The organism is Mongoliitalea sp. (assembly GCF_054166905.1).
Genome location: NZ_JBSZCK010000011.1, coordinates 188,974 through 205,596, shown reverse-complemented (window position 1 = coordinate 205,596; position 16,623 = coordinate 188,974). Strand labels below are relative to the sequence as shown.

General features: G+C 38.9%; 10 protein-coding genes. 6 read left to right on the top strand and 4 right to left on the bottom strand.

The window, feature by feature from the left end; translation table 11 throughout:
* Window positions 1–2: 2 nt before the first annotated feature.
* Window positions 3–3,095: a SusC/RagA family TonB-linked outer membrane protein gene (locus ACXIUD_RS03020; protein WP_458051135.1), complete on the bottom strand. Its 3,093-nt coding sequence runs from the start codon at window positions 3,093–3,095 to the stop codon at window positions 3–5.
* Window positions 3,096–3,308: 213 nt separating this feature from the next.
* Here ACXIUD_RS03020 and murQ point away from each other — a divergent pair, with 213 nt between their 5' ends.
* Both murQ and ACXIUD_RS03010 read left to right on the top strand, forming a co-directional pair.
* The gene (gene murQ / locus ACXIUD_RS03015) at window positions 3,309–4,121 is read left to right on the top strand and encodes an N-acetylmuramic acid 6-phosphate etherase (protein ID WP_458051134.1); all 813 of its coding nucleotides are present in this window, start codon (window positions 3,309–3,311) and stop codon (window positions 4,119–4,121) included.
* A gap of 16 nt (window positions 4,122–4,137) precedes the next feature.
* Window positions 4,138–4,884, top strand: a complete 747-nt coding sequence (locus ACXIUD_RS03010) for a DeoR/GlpR family DNA-binding transcription regulator (RefSeq protein ID WP_458051133.1) — start codon at window positions 4,138–4,140, stop codon at window positions 4,882–4,884.
* 200 nt (window positions 4,885–5,084) lie between these two features.
* On the opposite strand, the gene hutG is transcribed toward ACXIUD_RS03010, so the two are convergent.
* From hutG to gldC, 3 genes are all read right to left on the bottom strand, one after another.
* On the bottom strand, window positions 5,085–6,026 hold the full coding sequence (hutG, locus tag ACXIUD_RS03005; protein ID WP_458051132.1) for a formimidoylglutamase: 942 nt from the start codon (window positions 6,024–6,026) through the stop codon (window positions 5,085–5,087).
* A 509-nt stretch (window positions 6,027–6,535) separates the two neighbouring features.
* On the bottom strand, window positions 6,536–9,550 hold the full coding sequence (locus ACXIUD_RS03000) for a carboxypeptidase-like regulatory domain-containing protein (protein ID WP_458051131.1): 3,015 nt from the start codon (window positions 9,548–9,550) through the stop codon (window positions 6,536–6,538).
* Window positions 9,551–9,783: 233 nt separating this feature from the next.
* A complete protein-coding gene (gldC, locus tag ACXIUD_RS02995) occupies window positions 9,784–10,128 on the bottom strand; it encodes a gliding motility protein GldC (protein WP_458051130.1) in 345 nt (114 codons plus the stop codon).
* Between the two features lie 139 nt (window positions 10,129–10,267).
* Between gldC and ACXIUD_RS02990 the strand changes: the two genes are divergently transcribed.
* The 4 genes from ACXIUD_RS02990 to ACXIUD_RS02975 all read left to right on the top strand — a co-directional run bounded on the left by ACXIUD_RS02990 (window position 10,268) and on the right by ACXIUD_RS02975 (window position 16,606).
* Window positions 10,268–10,600 (top strand): arsenosugar biosynthesis-associated peroxidase-like protein, encoded by a 333-nt coding sequence (locus tag ACXIUD_RS02990; protein ID WP_458051129.1) that lies wholly within the window; start codon window positions 10,268–10,270, stop codon window positions 10,598–10,600.
* Between the two features lie 108 nt (window positions 10,601–10,708).
* Entirely contained in the window at window positions 10,709–11,869 is a 1,161-nt protein-coding gene (locus ACXIUD_RS02985; protein WP_458051128.1) for a DUF819 family protein, read from the top strand.
* Between the two features lie 102 nt (window positions 11,870–11,971).
* Window positions 11,972–12,574 (top strand): DUF2911 domain-containing protein, encoded by a 603-nt coding sequence (locus ACXIUD_RS02980; RefSeq protein ID WP_458051127.1) that lies wholly within the window; start codon window positions 11,972–11,974, stop codon window positions 12,572–12,574.
* A gap of 135 nt (window positions 12,575–12,709) precedes the next feature.
* Window positions 12,710–16,606, top strand: coding sequence for a PAS domain S-box protein (locus tag ACXIUD_RS02975; protein ID WP_458051126.1), 3,897 nt, complete (start codon window positions 12,710–12,712; stop codon window positions 16,604–16,606).
* Window positions 16,607–16,623: the final 17 nt, after the last annotated feature.

Genomic DNA, 16,623 nt, shown 5'->3' with positions numbered 1-16,623 from the left:
GATTAGAAATTAAAGTTGAAGCCAAAGAACACACTTCGTGTGGCAGGTACATTGGTACCTACGTATCCAAACACGTTACTTCCTGGGCCGTAGGCACTTTGCTCAGGGTCAAATCCGACAAAAGGAGTAGTCAACCATAGGTTGTTTCCAGTTACCGTAGCAGTTATGGAAGTAAATGGCGTTCTACTGATCAATCGAGCAGGAAGCGTATAATTCAAAGCCACATTTTGAAGTCTTAACCAGCTAGCCTCTTGGAATCCATTGAATTCGGAAGCCAATCTGTATCTAAAAGCATTCCCGTAAAGGGTGCTCACACCAATTGGAACAGGTTGATCATTTGGAACCCAGTTAGGGTTTTCAATGGTTCCCGTATTTCGAACACCATTAAATACTACTAATCTATTGCGAAGCTCTGTCTCTGCACCTGTTGGCGCCTCACCACCCGCCTGTCCAAAGCGCATTCTTCTATTGATATCAAAGACATATCCGCCTTTTCTGAATGTAAACAGGAAGGAAAGTTCCAGGTTTTTGTATCGTATGGAGTTGTTCCAACCACCTTCCCAGTCTGGGAATGCGTTTCCTATGAAGCTATCTTCTGCTAAAGGAACTCCTCTCCAGTTATTATTTACATCAGGATATCCATTGACGATTACCAATTGTCCAAAGAAGGGGGAATTTGGATCTTCCACACGGCTAAGAGGCCATCCGTACCAATCACCTGGTGCTCCACCAACTGTCACCCGTTGTTTAACCCATGGTGATTCCGGCTGAAATGTGATTTGTTCCAAACCTTCTGGGAGTGAAATCACCTTTCCTCTCAATCTCGACCAATTGAGTGTGGAGTTCCAAGAGAAGTTATTGTTTTCAACTACTGTAATATTTGCCGTTAATTCCCAAATATTGTTGCGCATTTCACCGGCATTGGTGACGAAGTTTGTAAAGCCTGTTGCTCTTGATACAGGAATCGGGATAATCTGGTCAAAGGAGCTTTGGATGGCATACACCGCATCTAATCGTAACCTATTTTTGAAGAGTCCTACATCCAAACCGATTTCCCAACCTCTGGTTCTCTCAGGTCTCAGGTCATTAGCACCGATGATATTGTCTCTTACAACACCTACCACCCCTCTAAAAGGAACCATGGTGCTGTAGTAGTTACCGATCAAAAAGGGAGCAGCATCCTTACCAACCTCTGCAAATGAACCTCTGATTTTACCATAGCTTAAGATTCGGGATGAATTTAAATTAAGTGTTTCCGTGAAGATGTAGGACATATTGACAGAAGGGTAAAAGAATGATCTGTTTTCCACCGGTAGGGTAGAGGACCAGTCATTTCTTCCAGTAAGATTCAAAAAGAGGGTTTGTTTGTAGTCAAACTTTGCATCAGCAAATACACCGATTATTGATCGGCTAGTGGGAAAAGATCTTGCCTGATATTGGCTCAAGTTATTGATGGACCAAAAATCAGGAATCACAAAATTAGAACCACTGGCGGTAATGTTTGTGGTGTTGATGGCCGTCACCTGATTACCTACGGTAACCGTCATATTAATATCATCTGTTAAGCTCCTGTTGGCAGTCAATAAGAAATTAGAGTTGATTTCCTGATAACCTACAACCTGCTCAGATATACTTCCATTGGATCCTGCCCCAATCAAGGTAGTAGGAGAGGTTAGAATAAATCGCTTGTCTGTATATTGATCTATACCTACCTGGTAATTTGCTGTTAGCCAATCATTGATAATGTAGGTAGCTCCTATATTTCCTAAAATACGATTGACACTTTCTTCTTGAAATGCATTCTGAGCGAAGTAAAGAGGGTTGTCCAAGATTGGCGAATATCTGATTTGTGAACCATCAGGGTTGATGAAGTCACTGATATTAATTTCAGGAGCATATCTAGCTGCATAAGAAATCACCCCAGCGCCACCCACGCCCATTCGTGGATTGACACCATTGGAATTAATAAAGGTAGCAGAACCATTGATGGTGATTTTATCAGAAGCTTTGAGCGAACCTGCGATTCTTATATTGGTTCTGTCAAATTTGGAATTAGGGAGAATACCTGTTTGATCCAACCTGCCCAAGGATCCAAAAAATGTAGCATTGTCATTTCCTCCTGAAAAGGAAAAGTTGTTTTGGAAAGTGTTGCCTGTATTAAAGGTTTCATCCCATTGGTTGAAAACCGGTGTACCAGCTGGAATTGGAGGACCATCTGCCCTGTAATCATTTGGGTTGAAAAGACCGTTAAAACCTCTTAAATAGCGTTGCTGCATTGGCGGGGTACGGCCTACCTGATCTATACTGGCACTTGTACGGTAGTTGAAGGTGGTTTTTCCTGCTTTGCCTGACTTTGTGGTGATAATTACAGCTCCATTGGCTGCTCTTAGACCATAAAGAACAGATGCAGCAGGACCCTTCAAAATGCTGATAGATTCTACATCATCCGGGTTGATGTCAGCAGCTCTATTGGTATTTGTAAAGTTAGAACCACCTCTTCCGCCAGTAATATTTGTTTCGTTTGAAATTGGAATTCCGTCTATAACAAACAATGGTTGGTTATCAGCATTGGGGTTTAGAGAGTTTATACCGCGGATGATGATATTTGTACCAGCACCTGGAGCTCCGGAGCTACTGGTAATATTTACCCCTGCAATCTGCCCTCTGAGTGCATTCACTAAGTTAGGCTGATTAGTTTCAGTAATTAATTTGCGATCTACTTCCTGCACGGCATAACCCAAGGATTTTCGCTCGCGTTCGATACCGAATGCCGTAACTACTACTTCATTTAAAGCTTCGGTAGAGGGATCTAAACTAACCGTGATGTCTGTTTGATTGCCTACTCTTAGTTCTCTGGATTTGAAACCAATGAAGGAAAATTGTAAAATACTTTCCTGAGATGGGACCGTGATGCTGAACCGTCCATTGATGTCGGTTACCACCACCCTGTTGGTGCCTCTCAAGACCACGTTTACTCCGGGGAGTTCCTCTTGATTGTCTGAGGCTACCACCGTACCTGTTATTGCTATTTGGGCAAAACCTTGGGAGGTAAACCCCAAAAACAGCAACATCACTGCAAGTAAGTGTCTTTTCATGCTGATTTAGTTTAGTGAAAGGAATGTTAAGGTTTTTTGGTTTATGTATTTGTTTGTTAAAAAAAGTAAAAACTGCACATTAATGCAAGAAAAAAATGCAAAAATACTGTCCGATAGAATTATTAAGTTAATTTATAAAAATAAACGTCTTTTTATTTGCTGTTTTTTGCTGTTTTTGTTAATTTTTCATTTGCGTACAAAACTCCTATATCCATGAAGAAAATAACCGAACAAAGTTCTTATTATTCCAACTTAGAGCAGATGAGTTTGAAGGAGCTGCTTTCAAGCATCAATCAAGAGGATAGAAAGGTAGCAGATGCAGTTACTACTGTTCTGCCTCAGATTGAAGTGTTCTTGGAAAAATTGATACCTAGATTTGAACGAGGTGGGCGACTCATCTACATAGGAGCGGGAACGAGTGGTAGACTGGGGATTTTAGATGCTTCAGAGATTCCTCCAACCTATGGCATGGAAGCTGATAGGGTTGTTGGTATTATTGCAGGAGGAACTACAGCAATTCAAACATCTGTGGAGAACGCAGAGGATGATACTACTGCTGCTTGGAGGACTTTAGAAGCAATGTCTATTCGGGAATCCGATACAGTTATTGGAATTGCAGCTTCAGGATATACGCCCTATGTTATCGGAGCTATAAAAAAAGCAAGAGATTTTGGTTGTTTAACAGCCTGTATCACCAATAACCCTGATACACCCTTGGCTGCGGCAGCTGAATTTCCCATCGAAGTTATTGTGGGGCCTGAGGTCGTCACAGGAAGCACACGAATGAAAAGCGGTACATCTCAAAAAATGATACTGAATATGATTAGCACCAGCCTGATGATAAAGATTGGAAGGGTCAAAGACAATAAAATGGTGCACATGAAACTAGCAAATGAAAAGCTTTTTAATCGAGGAGTTGATATTTTAATGAATGAATTGCATATTACAGCACTAGAGGCAACTCATTTATTGAAATTGTATGGCTCTGTCGACAATTCATTGAAGAATTTTGTCAGGTCTATTTAATGCTTAGTCCCAAAACATGTTAAAAGAAGAACGACAGCGGCTGATTATGGAGCAAGTTCATCTCCATAATCGCGTTTTGTTAACAGATCTTTCCGAACAGCTGGATGTGTCTATAGACACCGTGCGAAGAGATGTGAAGGAATTAGATCAGTTGAAAAAATTAAGGAAGGTTCATGGAGGTGCTATTTCCCGAAGTTTTCTTACCCCTAATTTAGATGAACCCATCTATTTGCAAAATGAAAAACAGCAAATTGCCGCCAAAGCTGTCAAGCTCCTGAAAGAAGATCAAGTAATCTTGATGAGTGGAGGTACCACAAACTTGGAAGTAGTGAAGTTTTTCCCTAGAAAAATTCCCTTAACCGTGTTTACACCGAGTTTACAGGTTGCATCAGAGTTGATGAATTTTCCGAATGTGGAGGTTATTTTTTTAGGAGGGAAATTGTTGCACGAAGCCAAATTTGCAGTAGGAGGGATGGTGACTAATGTGCTTTCCCAAATCAAGGTAGATCTTTGTTTCTTAGGTACCGGTTATTTGGATCCAAGTAGTGGGCTAACTGAGTTTGACTGGGAGGTGGTGCAAGTGAAGCGTGCAATGATCGCCGCTACCAAAAAACTGGTGTTGCTTACTGTATCCAATAAGTTGTTTTCTGTTCAACGGTACAAAACCTGTGATTTGAATGCAGTAGATATTCTAATTACGGAGTTATCTCCCGATTCTGAAAAACTCCATCCTTTCCGGGAGTACATCGATGATATTTTATAAGTGAATATTAAAAGACCCCAAGTCAAAAACTTGGGGTCTTCCCTATGAAAAAAATTCAATCAACCTACTTAAACCCATTCACTGGGTATCCTCTGTTAAGTATATCAATGTGTTCATTTTCAATACTTAAAAGTAGATATTAAGATTGAGATAGCTGTTGACCAAGGTCACGTTCAAAGATGATTATCGTCAGGGCTTTGTTATATTTTACGGATGATATATTCTACCAATCGAGCGGCTAATTTGGCAGTACAATTGTCTTGATCAAACGTGGGGTTTAATTCCACGAGATCCATAGAAATCATTTTTTTACTTGCTAGTACCCAATCAATTACTTTCATTGCAAGGACAGGAGTGAAACCAAGTGGAGAGGGCGCACTTACGCCTGGTGCATAAGCCGATGAAAAACCATCTAAATCAATGCTCAAATAGAGTTTATTTTTATCAAAACAAAAATGTTCCAAGTGATCTTGGATTCGATTCCAGTTTTCGAGCTGAAAATCCATGATATCAATAAGATGTGCACCTATTTTTTTAGCATAAGCAAGTAATGTGATTGGATTAGAAGCAGTTTGCATTCCCAAGCAGCAATAATGAAAGTCTTTACCATAAGCTTCTGCCAATTGGAAGAAGGGAGAGCCAGAATGACCTAGGCCGTTTGCTAAAGTGCGTAAGTCCAAATGAGCATCCAAATTAATGATGCCAACCTTTTCATTTTTTACCAAACAATGGTCAATGACAGCTCTCCCGTGTGGATAAGCCAAATCGTGACCTCCCCCAAAAATCACAGGAAAGTAATTATTCTCTAGTAAGGAACGGATATGTCCATAAAGTTCATCATGACCTTCCTCTAAATTCCCATTATGATCCCAATAATTTCCGAAGTCTTGGATTTGGTCAAATCGAGCATGATAGGCAAGGGGACCAAGCGCTTGACGAATGGCGTCAGGTCCACTTTTTGCTCCAATCCTCCCTTGATTTCTGTGGACTCCTGTATCTGAGCAGAAACCTAAAAGTGCTGGTTTTTTTTCTCCTGATATTTTATCAAGGGTGCTTATGTTCGTCTGCCTGATACGTTCATGCCAGTATTCTTGATTTGTTGAAATTCTACCATGGTAACTGATTTCCGAAGGATGAAGCATAGTTGTCAGGAGTTTTAAGTGGGAATTGGTAATTTATTCACTCAAGTAAAAATAGATTAAAATTTGTAATCTTGGTAAATCAATGTAATTATGGACCAATTAATAGGAGAGGGATTTCTAAATGATCAAAAAGTCATTCGGATTGATGGAGTGGAGGATAGTGATCAGAATGAATATCTAGTATTTAAGTTTTGGTGATATGATATACCAAAAGATAAAAGAATCTATCTTTATTTAAAGTTGCAAAAGTCAACACCTTTTACAGGAGAACTTGAAGTAACCAATAGAGAAACCGTTTTGGTAAATGGCAAGGAAGGTGGAAAAACATGGGACCCCGAAATATCTATGCAAACAACGCGGAATTTAACTAAGAAAAATTAAATGCATCACTTGTGTCAACATAGCATATCAATCGGAACTCTGATTTCAAAAAAAATACCCCCAAGAAGCAGCTAACTTTTTGGGGGTATTTTTCATGTAAATGGCTTTTTAATCGGAGCCTATATTTCTTAATTCAAGAATTCATCAAATGTGATGGATACAAAGTACATGGTACCCACAGTTGGGTTACCCCAAGCCTGACGATATCCTGAACTGTTAAATAGGTTTTGACCGCCTAATTTCACAATGGACTTCATTGATTTGATCTTGTAGCTCACTTGAGCATCTAAAGTACCAAATGCTGGCATTACAGAAAGTTGCTGACTTGATACAGCAGGTCCTACGAAAGAAGACTGCCATACAAACTCATCCTGCCATCTGTAGGCAATATTAAATCCAATATTTTTATTGTTAATATTTCTATTTCCAAAGGTAAAATTGGTTCTATATCTCGGCGCGTTGAATGCAGGTTGGAAGCCATCCAAGTCTTCGATATTTGCCAACACATCCGAGGAAATATTACCACCAATCGTATATCCTTTTGGTAACTGATAATCAGCACCTAATGCCCATCCATAGGACTGGATGATTTCTTTTCTATTTACAGGCATGGAGAATACGTTTCTGGTATTGGCTGATAATAAGTTCAAGCCAAGAGCAGATGCAGGATTTTGAGGATTGAAGTTAGCATCTTGAATCAATACCTGTCCACCGATAAAGTTTTCGAATCTGTTATAGTAGAAATAACCATCAATCAACAATTTGTTCTTAGCCAACAAACTTTTGTAACCAATCTCATAAGAACGTACTACTTCAGGTCTGAAATCAGTTAATTCAAACTCTTCTCTCAAACCCTGATTGGCAGCTGCTGCGTTGCCAGGGACCAATTGTGCAGCAATTTGAGGAACTAATGCAGCAATAGCAGCTGGCGCTTGGTCAGGTGGGATTAAACCAGCCTGAACCTGCTGCATGACGATTGCAGTAGCCTGCTGCGTTGCCTGCTGAATACTTGCTTGGAATACCGGAGAAGTTGGTTGTGTATCAGCCAATACGGCATTTCCAAAAGCAGTAACATTAGCCAATGAATAAACTGGATTATTTGCGAAGTTATAGCGCTGTCTCAACAGGGGAAGACCACCGATCAAACGTGCCTGTGGCGTTAATAAGTCAATGTATTGATCTTGTGTCGTTGGGATACGGAAACCTGTCTGATAAGAAGCCCTGAAGTTATGCTTACCTGCTGTGTAAACAGCCGCAACTCTTGGAGACCACTGACCTTCAAAGTTTTCGTTTTTGTCGTAACGAAGGGATGCTGTTATTCTTAAGTTTTCGTTTAGTAATGATTTGGCTGCTTGGGCATAACCGCCGAATTCTTGAATGGTAAATTCGTTACCAGCATCATCCGTTGCGAATAGTGTTCTCTCAGAGTTTAATTCAAACAAACGATAGTTGGCACCTACCACTACATCTGCAAATTTGAAGTTTTCGAAAGCATAAGAACCTTCTAAATGGTAAAGATTGGTTTTGTCAACAAATCGAGCACCTACACCTTGTGCATTGCCTGGGATTGGTCTAGAGGTTACATCTGCTAAAGCTTGGTTGAATTGTGGCGTGCCAGGCATAAATCTACCTTGGTCTGCAAATCCCCGAGCTGCATTATGAGCTTGAGCTTCTGTTAAGCCAGCGCCTCTTCCTTGCACAAACGCACCTACGTATTCACCAAACCACTGTTGACTTGGTTTCCAAGCTTCATTGATTCCTTGGCCAGCAATACCAATTGCATAAGAATCTCCGGATCTTTCTTGCGTAGTATACGCTCTTAAAAACCAATTGGAGCCTTTAAGTTCTGCTTTGTATTGACCTATGCTAAAGCCTGTAATGGAGTACCTGTCAGCACCTGTATATACGGTGGTACCGGTACCGAAATTCCCTTGAAGGATTGCCTCTACATTATCGTTGATTCGGTAGTGTAAGGCAGCATTCAGTTTCAAGGATTGGGTATTGTAATCTGCCAGATCTCTTTCCAAGTAACCTGTTCTGGAAACGAAGGTCTGAGGAACCAAAGCCAATGCTTGTTGTGGTAACAGACCGTTATTTACAAGCGTCTGCGCCACACTAAACATGTTGACATTCGTCTCATCTCCGTAAATGTTTACACCATTAAAACCTGGGTTGTTTTCTCTTGTACCGCCTTCAATGGTAGAACCATTCAATAATGATTGATCTCTAAAGTCATTTGCCTGCCAGTCATCGGCTCTTAAATAGTTAACATTTACTTTTAAAGCTAACTTATCATTGAAAGCAGTTGCGTAACGGGCTGCAAAATCATAAAAACCAGTAGTTGGATTGGAGCGATCTCCCTGATCCATGATACCTGTTTTCACTTGAGCTGAGAAACCTTGATACTGGAATGGGTTCTTACTGTTCATTAATAAGATACCGTTCAAAGCATTAGGTCCATATAATGCAGATGCTGCACCTGGAAGCAATTCTACAGATTCTAAATCCAACTCGGAAATACCAGCAATATTACCAACAGAGAAGTTCAAACCTGGAGCTTGGTTATCCATACCATCAATCATTTGTACGGTACGTACGTTACCATTTGCATTGAACCCTCTGGTGTTGAATGACTGGAAGGTTAGAGACTGTGTAGACATTTCTACACCTTTCAAATTTTTCAAACCATCATAGAAACTGGCTTGTGGAGCCTCTCGAATGGAGATGATATCCATTCGCTCGACTGTCACTGGAGACTTAAGCACATTTTCTTCTACCCTTGATGCAGAAACCACCACTTCTTGGCCTAAGATGGAAGATTCTGCTAGGGTGACATTAAGATTGGTGATGTTCTCAGAGGTGATTTCCACTTCTTTACTGGAGAAGCCTACCATGGAGAATACCAAGGTGAATGGGGGAGCTTGATTAACACGTAGGTTAAATTTACCATTGAGGTCGGTGATCGTACCTACCACACGGCCCTTTACTACGATGTTAACTCCAACGAGTGTCTCTTTGGTTCTTTCTTCAGTCACTGTACCAGAAATGGTAGTAGTCTGAGCGATAACCTGGGCTGCACTCAAGGAAACTATGACGAATAGCAAGGAAACTATACGCCACGTACTTCTTGTAAATTTTTGCATAAGGTATTTGGGTTATTGGTTTAACTAAGTAAAATTTCCAATGAATATGGTGAATTTGCCTTGAAATTTAGATGAAATTCATCATTTAAAAAGTAAAACCCAAAATTTATTTTTAAGAATTTTTAAGAAATTTTCATCCAAACTGGAAACCCTCTCATTGTCAACTAAAAAAGGATGTAAAAAAACCTCAGCGTTCCAAAAATCGCTGAGGTTGATTTGATATTTTCAAAATATTATTGTGCGTTCTTTTTATTTTCTTCATTCACATGTTGTACCAAGCGATCGCAAAGATCTTTCATTTCCTCAGCCATAAATTCATCTCCAGTGCTGTTAAGAATAGTTTGCGCCATACCTCCAATAATGTCAATGTAAAATCGCTTCATTTCAGCCACAGACATATCATCAGTCCACAAGTCTATGCGGAGGGTGCTATGGTTTAAGTTATCCCATACATTTAAGGAAATACTTTTAGTACTTTCTAATTCTCCCCCTTCTTTATCCGTGGCATCCCATTGAATAGATTTGGGAAGATTTTTGTCATCCAACTGCACGTTGAACTTTATCTCTGAATTTCTCATATACCTGTTCAAATTTTGATTGCAAAACTAGGAAAGAATCGATCGAGTTCCATAATTTTCATAGAAATCTAAAAAATGTACTAGCTTCTCAACCTTCAATTACTAATTTCACCACCATAAAATAAAAATAAACGTACAAATGAAAACGTATTACAATCCAGAAGACTTAAAAAAGTTTGGTAAAATCGGGGATTTCCAAAAAGAAATGGCAGACAAATTTTTTGCGTATTACGGGGAGGTTTTTCAAGAAGGAGCCTTGACTGCACGAGAAAAATCATTGATTGCACTAGCTGTTGCTCATGCCATTCAGTGTCCTTATTGCATAGATGCTTATACAGTAGATACTATGGAAAAGGGTTGTGATGAGGTGCAATTGATGGAGGCAGTTCATGTAGCCGCAGCTATCAGAGGTGGTGCTTCTTTGGTACATGCCACACAGATGATGAGTAAGGTTTCCGACTTGTCCATGTAATCCAGAGCACACAGGATGACTGCCTTGCTTCTGTTTTACTTGTTTTTCCCTGCAGTTATACTTTATGGCTGCAGGAAATTTTCTTGGTTGGATAAAATCGGTTCGGTCATGTTAGCCTATGCAGCAGGTGTATTGATCGGTAACGTGGGTTTTTTTCCAACCTTGAGTTCTGAGATTCATGAATTACTGACCCTTGATGCACAACAAGTCAAAGAGGCAGCTTCTTTCTATTTAGAATCTGGTACATGGACTTCAAATGACTACACTGCTTTTTCTATCTATCAGCTTCAAGACACCTTGATGAGTGTGAGTATTTTGTTAGCATTGCCTCTGCTGTTGTTTTCAACTAATTTAAAAGCATTTTTGGGTTCAGCGAAGTCTATTATTTTTTCTCTTGCCATAGCAGTATTCGCAGTTAGCGTTATGGTAGTTTCAGGTTTTTTCGTTTTCAAGGGAGTTTACGGCGATCAGTTATGGAAGATTAGTGGAATGCTTGTCGGAGTCTACACCGGAGGTACGCCAAACCTAGCCTCTTTAAAATTGATGTTAGATGTGGCACCTGCTACTTATATTTTGATCCATAGTTACGATTTAGTAATCTCTTTTATCTATTTGGTTTTTTTGCTAAGTATTGGCAAAGGGGTTTTCCGATGGATTTTGCCTTCTTTTAACAGTCCTAATGAAGGAGGAATGATACCACAAGTAGAAGAAATGAAAGGGTCCCAATACTCATTATCATCCAAGGAATCAATTATTTCAATTAGTAAAGGACTAATAGTGGCAGTAGGGGTAGTTGGGGTAAGTGCTCTTATTGCTTTGCAGGTCCCTCCTTCTTCTTTGATGGTTACCATAATTCTAATGATTACTTCACTTTCGTTGCTAGCGTCTTTAAATCAAAAAATCAGGAAGCTTACATTCAGTTTTGAAACGGGGATGTATTTGATTTTGATTTTTAGCTTAGTTGTAGCATCCATGGTTGATATTCATTCACTAGTAGGGATAACACCTGGAATATTTGCTTACTTGGCTTGGGTAGTATTTGGTTCTCTTGTGATTCAAATGGTATTGAGTAAGTTGATAAAAATCGATGCTGATACCTTGATGATTACTTCGGTAGCATTTATTTGCTCACCACCTTTTGTTCCTGTATTGGCAGGTGCTTTGAAAAACAGAAATATTATCATGCCTGGTATTACCATTGGGGTGATTGGGTATGCACTGGGGAATTATCTGGGATTTTTGATGGCTGAATTTTTAAAGAATTTCTAAAAGATCAGATCGTATTTGGAAAAGAAATGCATGTCAAATGCAACAAGTTTTCTAATTTCGTGTTTATACACCTAAATTTAAACCCCAATAAATAACACAACTATGACTAAATTTAACATGTTTTTCGCAGCTATTGCGATGATTTTCTTTGTGTATGCGCAAGATGCGTCTGCTCAGATGGTGAGCCCAGTTGCCAGCCCGGCAGCATCTATCAGTCAAAATGTAGGCTTTACAAAGATTAGCATTGATTATTCATCACCAGCTGTCAAAGGAAGAAAAATTTTTGGTGAGATCGAAAAGTATGATGTCACTTGGAGAGCAGGTGCCAATGCTGCTACCACAATAGAATTCAGCACCATGGTTAATATAGGTGGAAAGAATATCCGTCCTGGAAAATACACGTTGTTTATGACACCTCGTGCGAATGGTGAGTGGACTGTTCGCTTAAACTCTAAAGGTAATTCTGTATTTGCTTACATGAAAGATGGTAAAATTGATGAAGAAGCCTTAGCTAAGGATGATGTGGTCACCGTAAATGTAAAGGCGGAGCCGACAACTTCTACTTATGAGCGATTGCAGTATGCTATCTCAGCTGAAGATAATAAAGTTGCAAAAATCACGATGAAATGGGAGAATGTGAAAGTTTCTTTTATGGTCGATACGCAAGTGGATCAAAAAATGGAAGGCTTTAAAAACGCATTTTAAGTTTAAAATTCAAGTATTGTAAAGGTTGGCGATAACTAGTTCGCCAACTTTTTTTTTGTCTGTTTTTTGGGTAGATTCGTAAGCATTAACACTTGCTAGTAACCGAAGTGTTGATAAAACCCATCCTCCCTCATTATGAACATTTTTAAACACAGTCAGCTTATTGCCTTTGCGAGTATTCGGACTACTCCAACACTAACTATTCGAGAGGCAAATGATAAATTTTTAAACTTATTTAAAAATGGGGAGGAAATGATTTTGGGTGAATCTTTGCAAGAACTTGACCAACAATTATCTATCATTCATTTTTTTAAAGAGCACTTACCAGAAATCAAGCATTTAGAAAAGGAATTGAGCAAACATATTTGGATTAAAGGGGATTGGTACGAGGTCATTCTTTATCCTTTTTCGCTGGAAGAAGTACATATCATATTAAGAAAGGAGAGTTTTCTTGAATCCATGCAGGAGGTTAGTTCTGATAAGGAGGAAAACAGGCACAATAATAAAACCCTTCCCGGGGCCATTTATCGTTGTAAGAATGATCAATATTGGACAATGATATATGCGACACGTAATATTTTTCATGTTTGCGGGTATACGGCCGAGGAACTAACGAGTACTAACTTTCAAGGCTTTGATCAACTCATTTTTGAAAAAGACAGAGCATTGGTTGCTGCACAGGTTAGCGAAGCCATTGAAAGAAAATCAGCCTGGGAAATTGAGTATAGAATAACCCATAGATCCGGTGAAATCCGCTGGATTTTTGAACGTGGTCAGGCGGTAATTGACCAATTTGGTCAATTGCTGTTTTTGGAAGGCTTTTTATTGGATATCACAGAGCGGAAAAGAAGTGAACTTTCCATAATTGAAGAGAAAAAACAATTTGAAGACTTGGTAAACGCACAGCCTTCAGGCGTCTACAGAATAGTATATAAAAACTATAAAGAGCTCCAAGGAAAGGATTGGTTAACGATCAATAAATCACTTGATATAGAAATTTTAAATCATCGGATGGAAGAATTAACAGGGTATGATTTAACCGGGCTAAAGCAAGATATTTATTTGATTACTCAATTGATTCATCCCGATGAGCAAGATGATTTTGCACAAGAAAATCAATACTGCGTACAAAATCTAACGCCTTTTTTTTGGGAAGGAAGGATGCGTAAAGCGAATGGAGGAGCGTATTTTTGGATACAATTTCGGTCCACACCCCGGCTTCGAGACAATGGTGACCTTGTATATACTGGTATTTTAACAGATATCAGTGAACAAAAACAAGCAGAAATCCGAGAGGAACATTTTAGGAATTTACTCAAATACATTGTCGAAAACATGGATAGTACAGTGGCCATGGTCGATAAAAACCATCGATTTATTTATACGAGTCAAAAATATTTGCGGGACTTTGGAATTCAAGACCGAAAAGTTATTGGGGAATATTCATACGATATATTCCCCAATCTTCCTGAAAATATCCTCAATGCCCACAGGCTAGCCCTTCTAGGTATTGCTTCTAGAAGTGAAAAAGATAAAATAATCTTACCTGATCAAACTCAATACAATAAATGGAGCTGTATCCCTTGGTTTGAAGCCGATGGGACTGTAGGAGGTTATGTGGTATATATAGAAGATATCACATCAAGGGTTCGATTAGAACAGGAACTTGAGAGTAGGCAAGAAAAACTTAAAGAGGCCCAGAGAATAGCGAAATTAGGCAGTTGGGAACTCAATCTTCAAACGCAGGAGCTCTTCTGGTCAGATCAAGTGTATGAGTTATTGGGAATTGAGAAAAAAAAGACTCCAATTACCTACGATGACTTTTTGAAAGCAGTTCATCCAGAGGATAGATTGAAAGTAGATCAAGCATTTAATGATGCACTCTTCCAAAAAAAACCTTATGAAATTGTTCACAGACTCTTAGATAAAAGTGGTCAGATCAAAGTGGTGCAAGAAAAAAGTGAGATAACTTATGATGATTTTGATAACCCTTTAAAAGCGACTGGTACCATGCAAGATATCACCGAAACGGTGAAGACGGAAGAGGAATTAAAGAAAAGTAATCAATACCTGAATAATTTATTTACATACGCCAATGCTCCAATTATTGTATGGGACAAGGACAATAAAATCACCAAATTCAATAAAGCATTTGAAAACTATACAGGTAGAATAGAAAAAGATGTCATTGGCAAGGGGTTGGAAATTTTATTTCCTCCAGATGCAATAGAATCTTGTATGAATTTAATTCAACAGACCAGTGATGGGGAGCGCTTAGAAACTGTAGAAATTCCCATTCAACATATTTCTGGAAGTATTTTTACGTTCATTTGGAATTCGGCTCCTATTGTGGATTTTGAAGAAAAGCAAACAGTGGGAACAATCGCTCAAGGTCAGGATATTACCGAAAGGAAACGTGCAGAAGAAGAAATTAAAAGCCTCAACCTTAATTTAGAGCAGTTAGTAGAAGAACGGACTAAGCAATTGAATGATTCTTTGGAGATATTGAATAATACCTCCAGTAGAGTTCCCGGAATGATATTTCAGTTGAAACGTACTAAAGAGGGAAAGTTAACTTTCCCATATGTCAGCCCGGGAATCAAGGAGTTATGGGGACTTAATCCAGAAAATGTAGCCCTTGATGCATCTTCGATTCTAGATAAAATCCATCCGGATGATTTTGATAAGGTGATGGATTTATTGAAGTCTTCACTTCTCGACCCTAGAGCTTTGAGTTATGAATATAGGATTTTGGAGGAGAATGGTAGAGTTAAATGGTTGTTTACCAATGCTTTGACTTATAGGGATAAGGATGAAAGCATCCACTGGTACGGGCACACCTATGATATTACCGACAGGAAAAAAGCAGAAAAAGAGATTGTACAGGCAAAAGAAGAGGCTGAGATTGCCAATCAGTCCAAAAGTAAATTTCTTTCGCGTATGAGTCATGAACTGCGGACACCACTCAATTCTATTTTAGGATTTGCACAATTAATGGAGTTAGGAGAGCTCTCGCCTTCCCATAAAAAATCACTGGATTTCATACTATCCAATGGAAGACATCTTTTGCAATTAATTAATGAGGTATTAGATATTACAGCCATAGAATCGGGTAATTACAAAATGTTCATAGAGCCAGTGGCAGTCAAACCAGTTATTAAAAAAGTAATAGATTTATCCAAGCCCGCTTTTGAAAAGAGAGGAATCAGTGTTAAAGTCTCTACAGATTTTCCTTCCGATTTAACCGGACTACTCGATAAGTTGAGATTTAAGCAAATTGTATTGAATGTCATTGATAATGCCATTAAGTATAATCATGAAAATGGAAAGGTTTGGATTAATGGAGGAGTAGATCCAAAGAATAATCAAAGGATCATGATCGTTATAATGGATACCGGAAAAGGAATAGCTAAAGAAGATTTATCCAAACTTTTTGATCCATTTCAAAGACTTGGAGCAGAAAGTTCATCCATCGAGGGTTCGGGTCTAGGCTTGACCATTGTCAAACAACTAGTGGAGGTAATGAATGGAGAGGTTGAGGTGGTTAGTGAGTTGGAAAAAGGAACCATTTTTACTATGTATTTTCCCATTGCAGAAAAATTAGAAATATCTGATAATCAATCATCTGAAAAAGAATCTTCACTTGCTTTAACCAAATCAAAAAACCAAAAAGTGGTATATATTGAAGATAATTTATCAAATGTTGAATTGGTAAAAGAGATTTTGGAAATATCGTTGCCTGATGTTGAATTGATTCATTCAAAGTTTGGACAGGAGGCAGAGGCCTTAGCCATTTTGCATCAGCCAAAAGTCATATTGTTGGATTTGGACCTCCCTGATATCAATGGTGCTGAAGTATTGAGTCAGCTTTTAGCCAATCCGAAAATTAAAAATATTCCCGTGATGATTGTGAGTGCAGATGCGATGCCAGACCAAGTAAAAAATCTATTGGACAGTGGTGCAAAAGATTATGTGGTAAAGCCTTTACAGGTCAAAGAATTTGTGAAAAAAATCAGTGTATTTATCCTATAAAAAAAGCTAGCCATCGA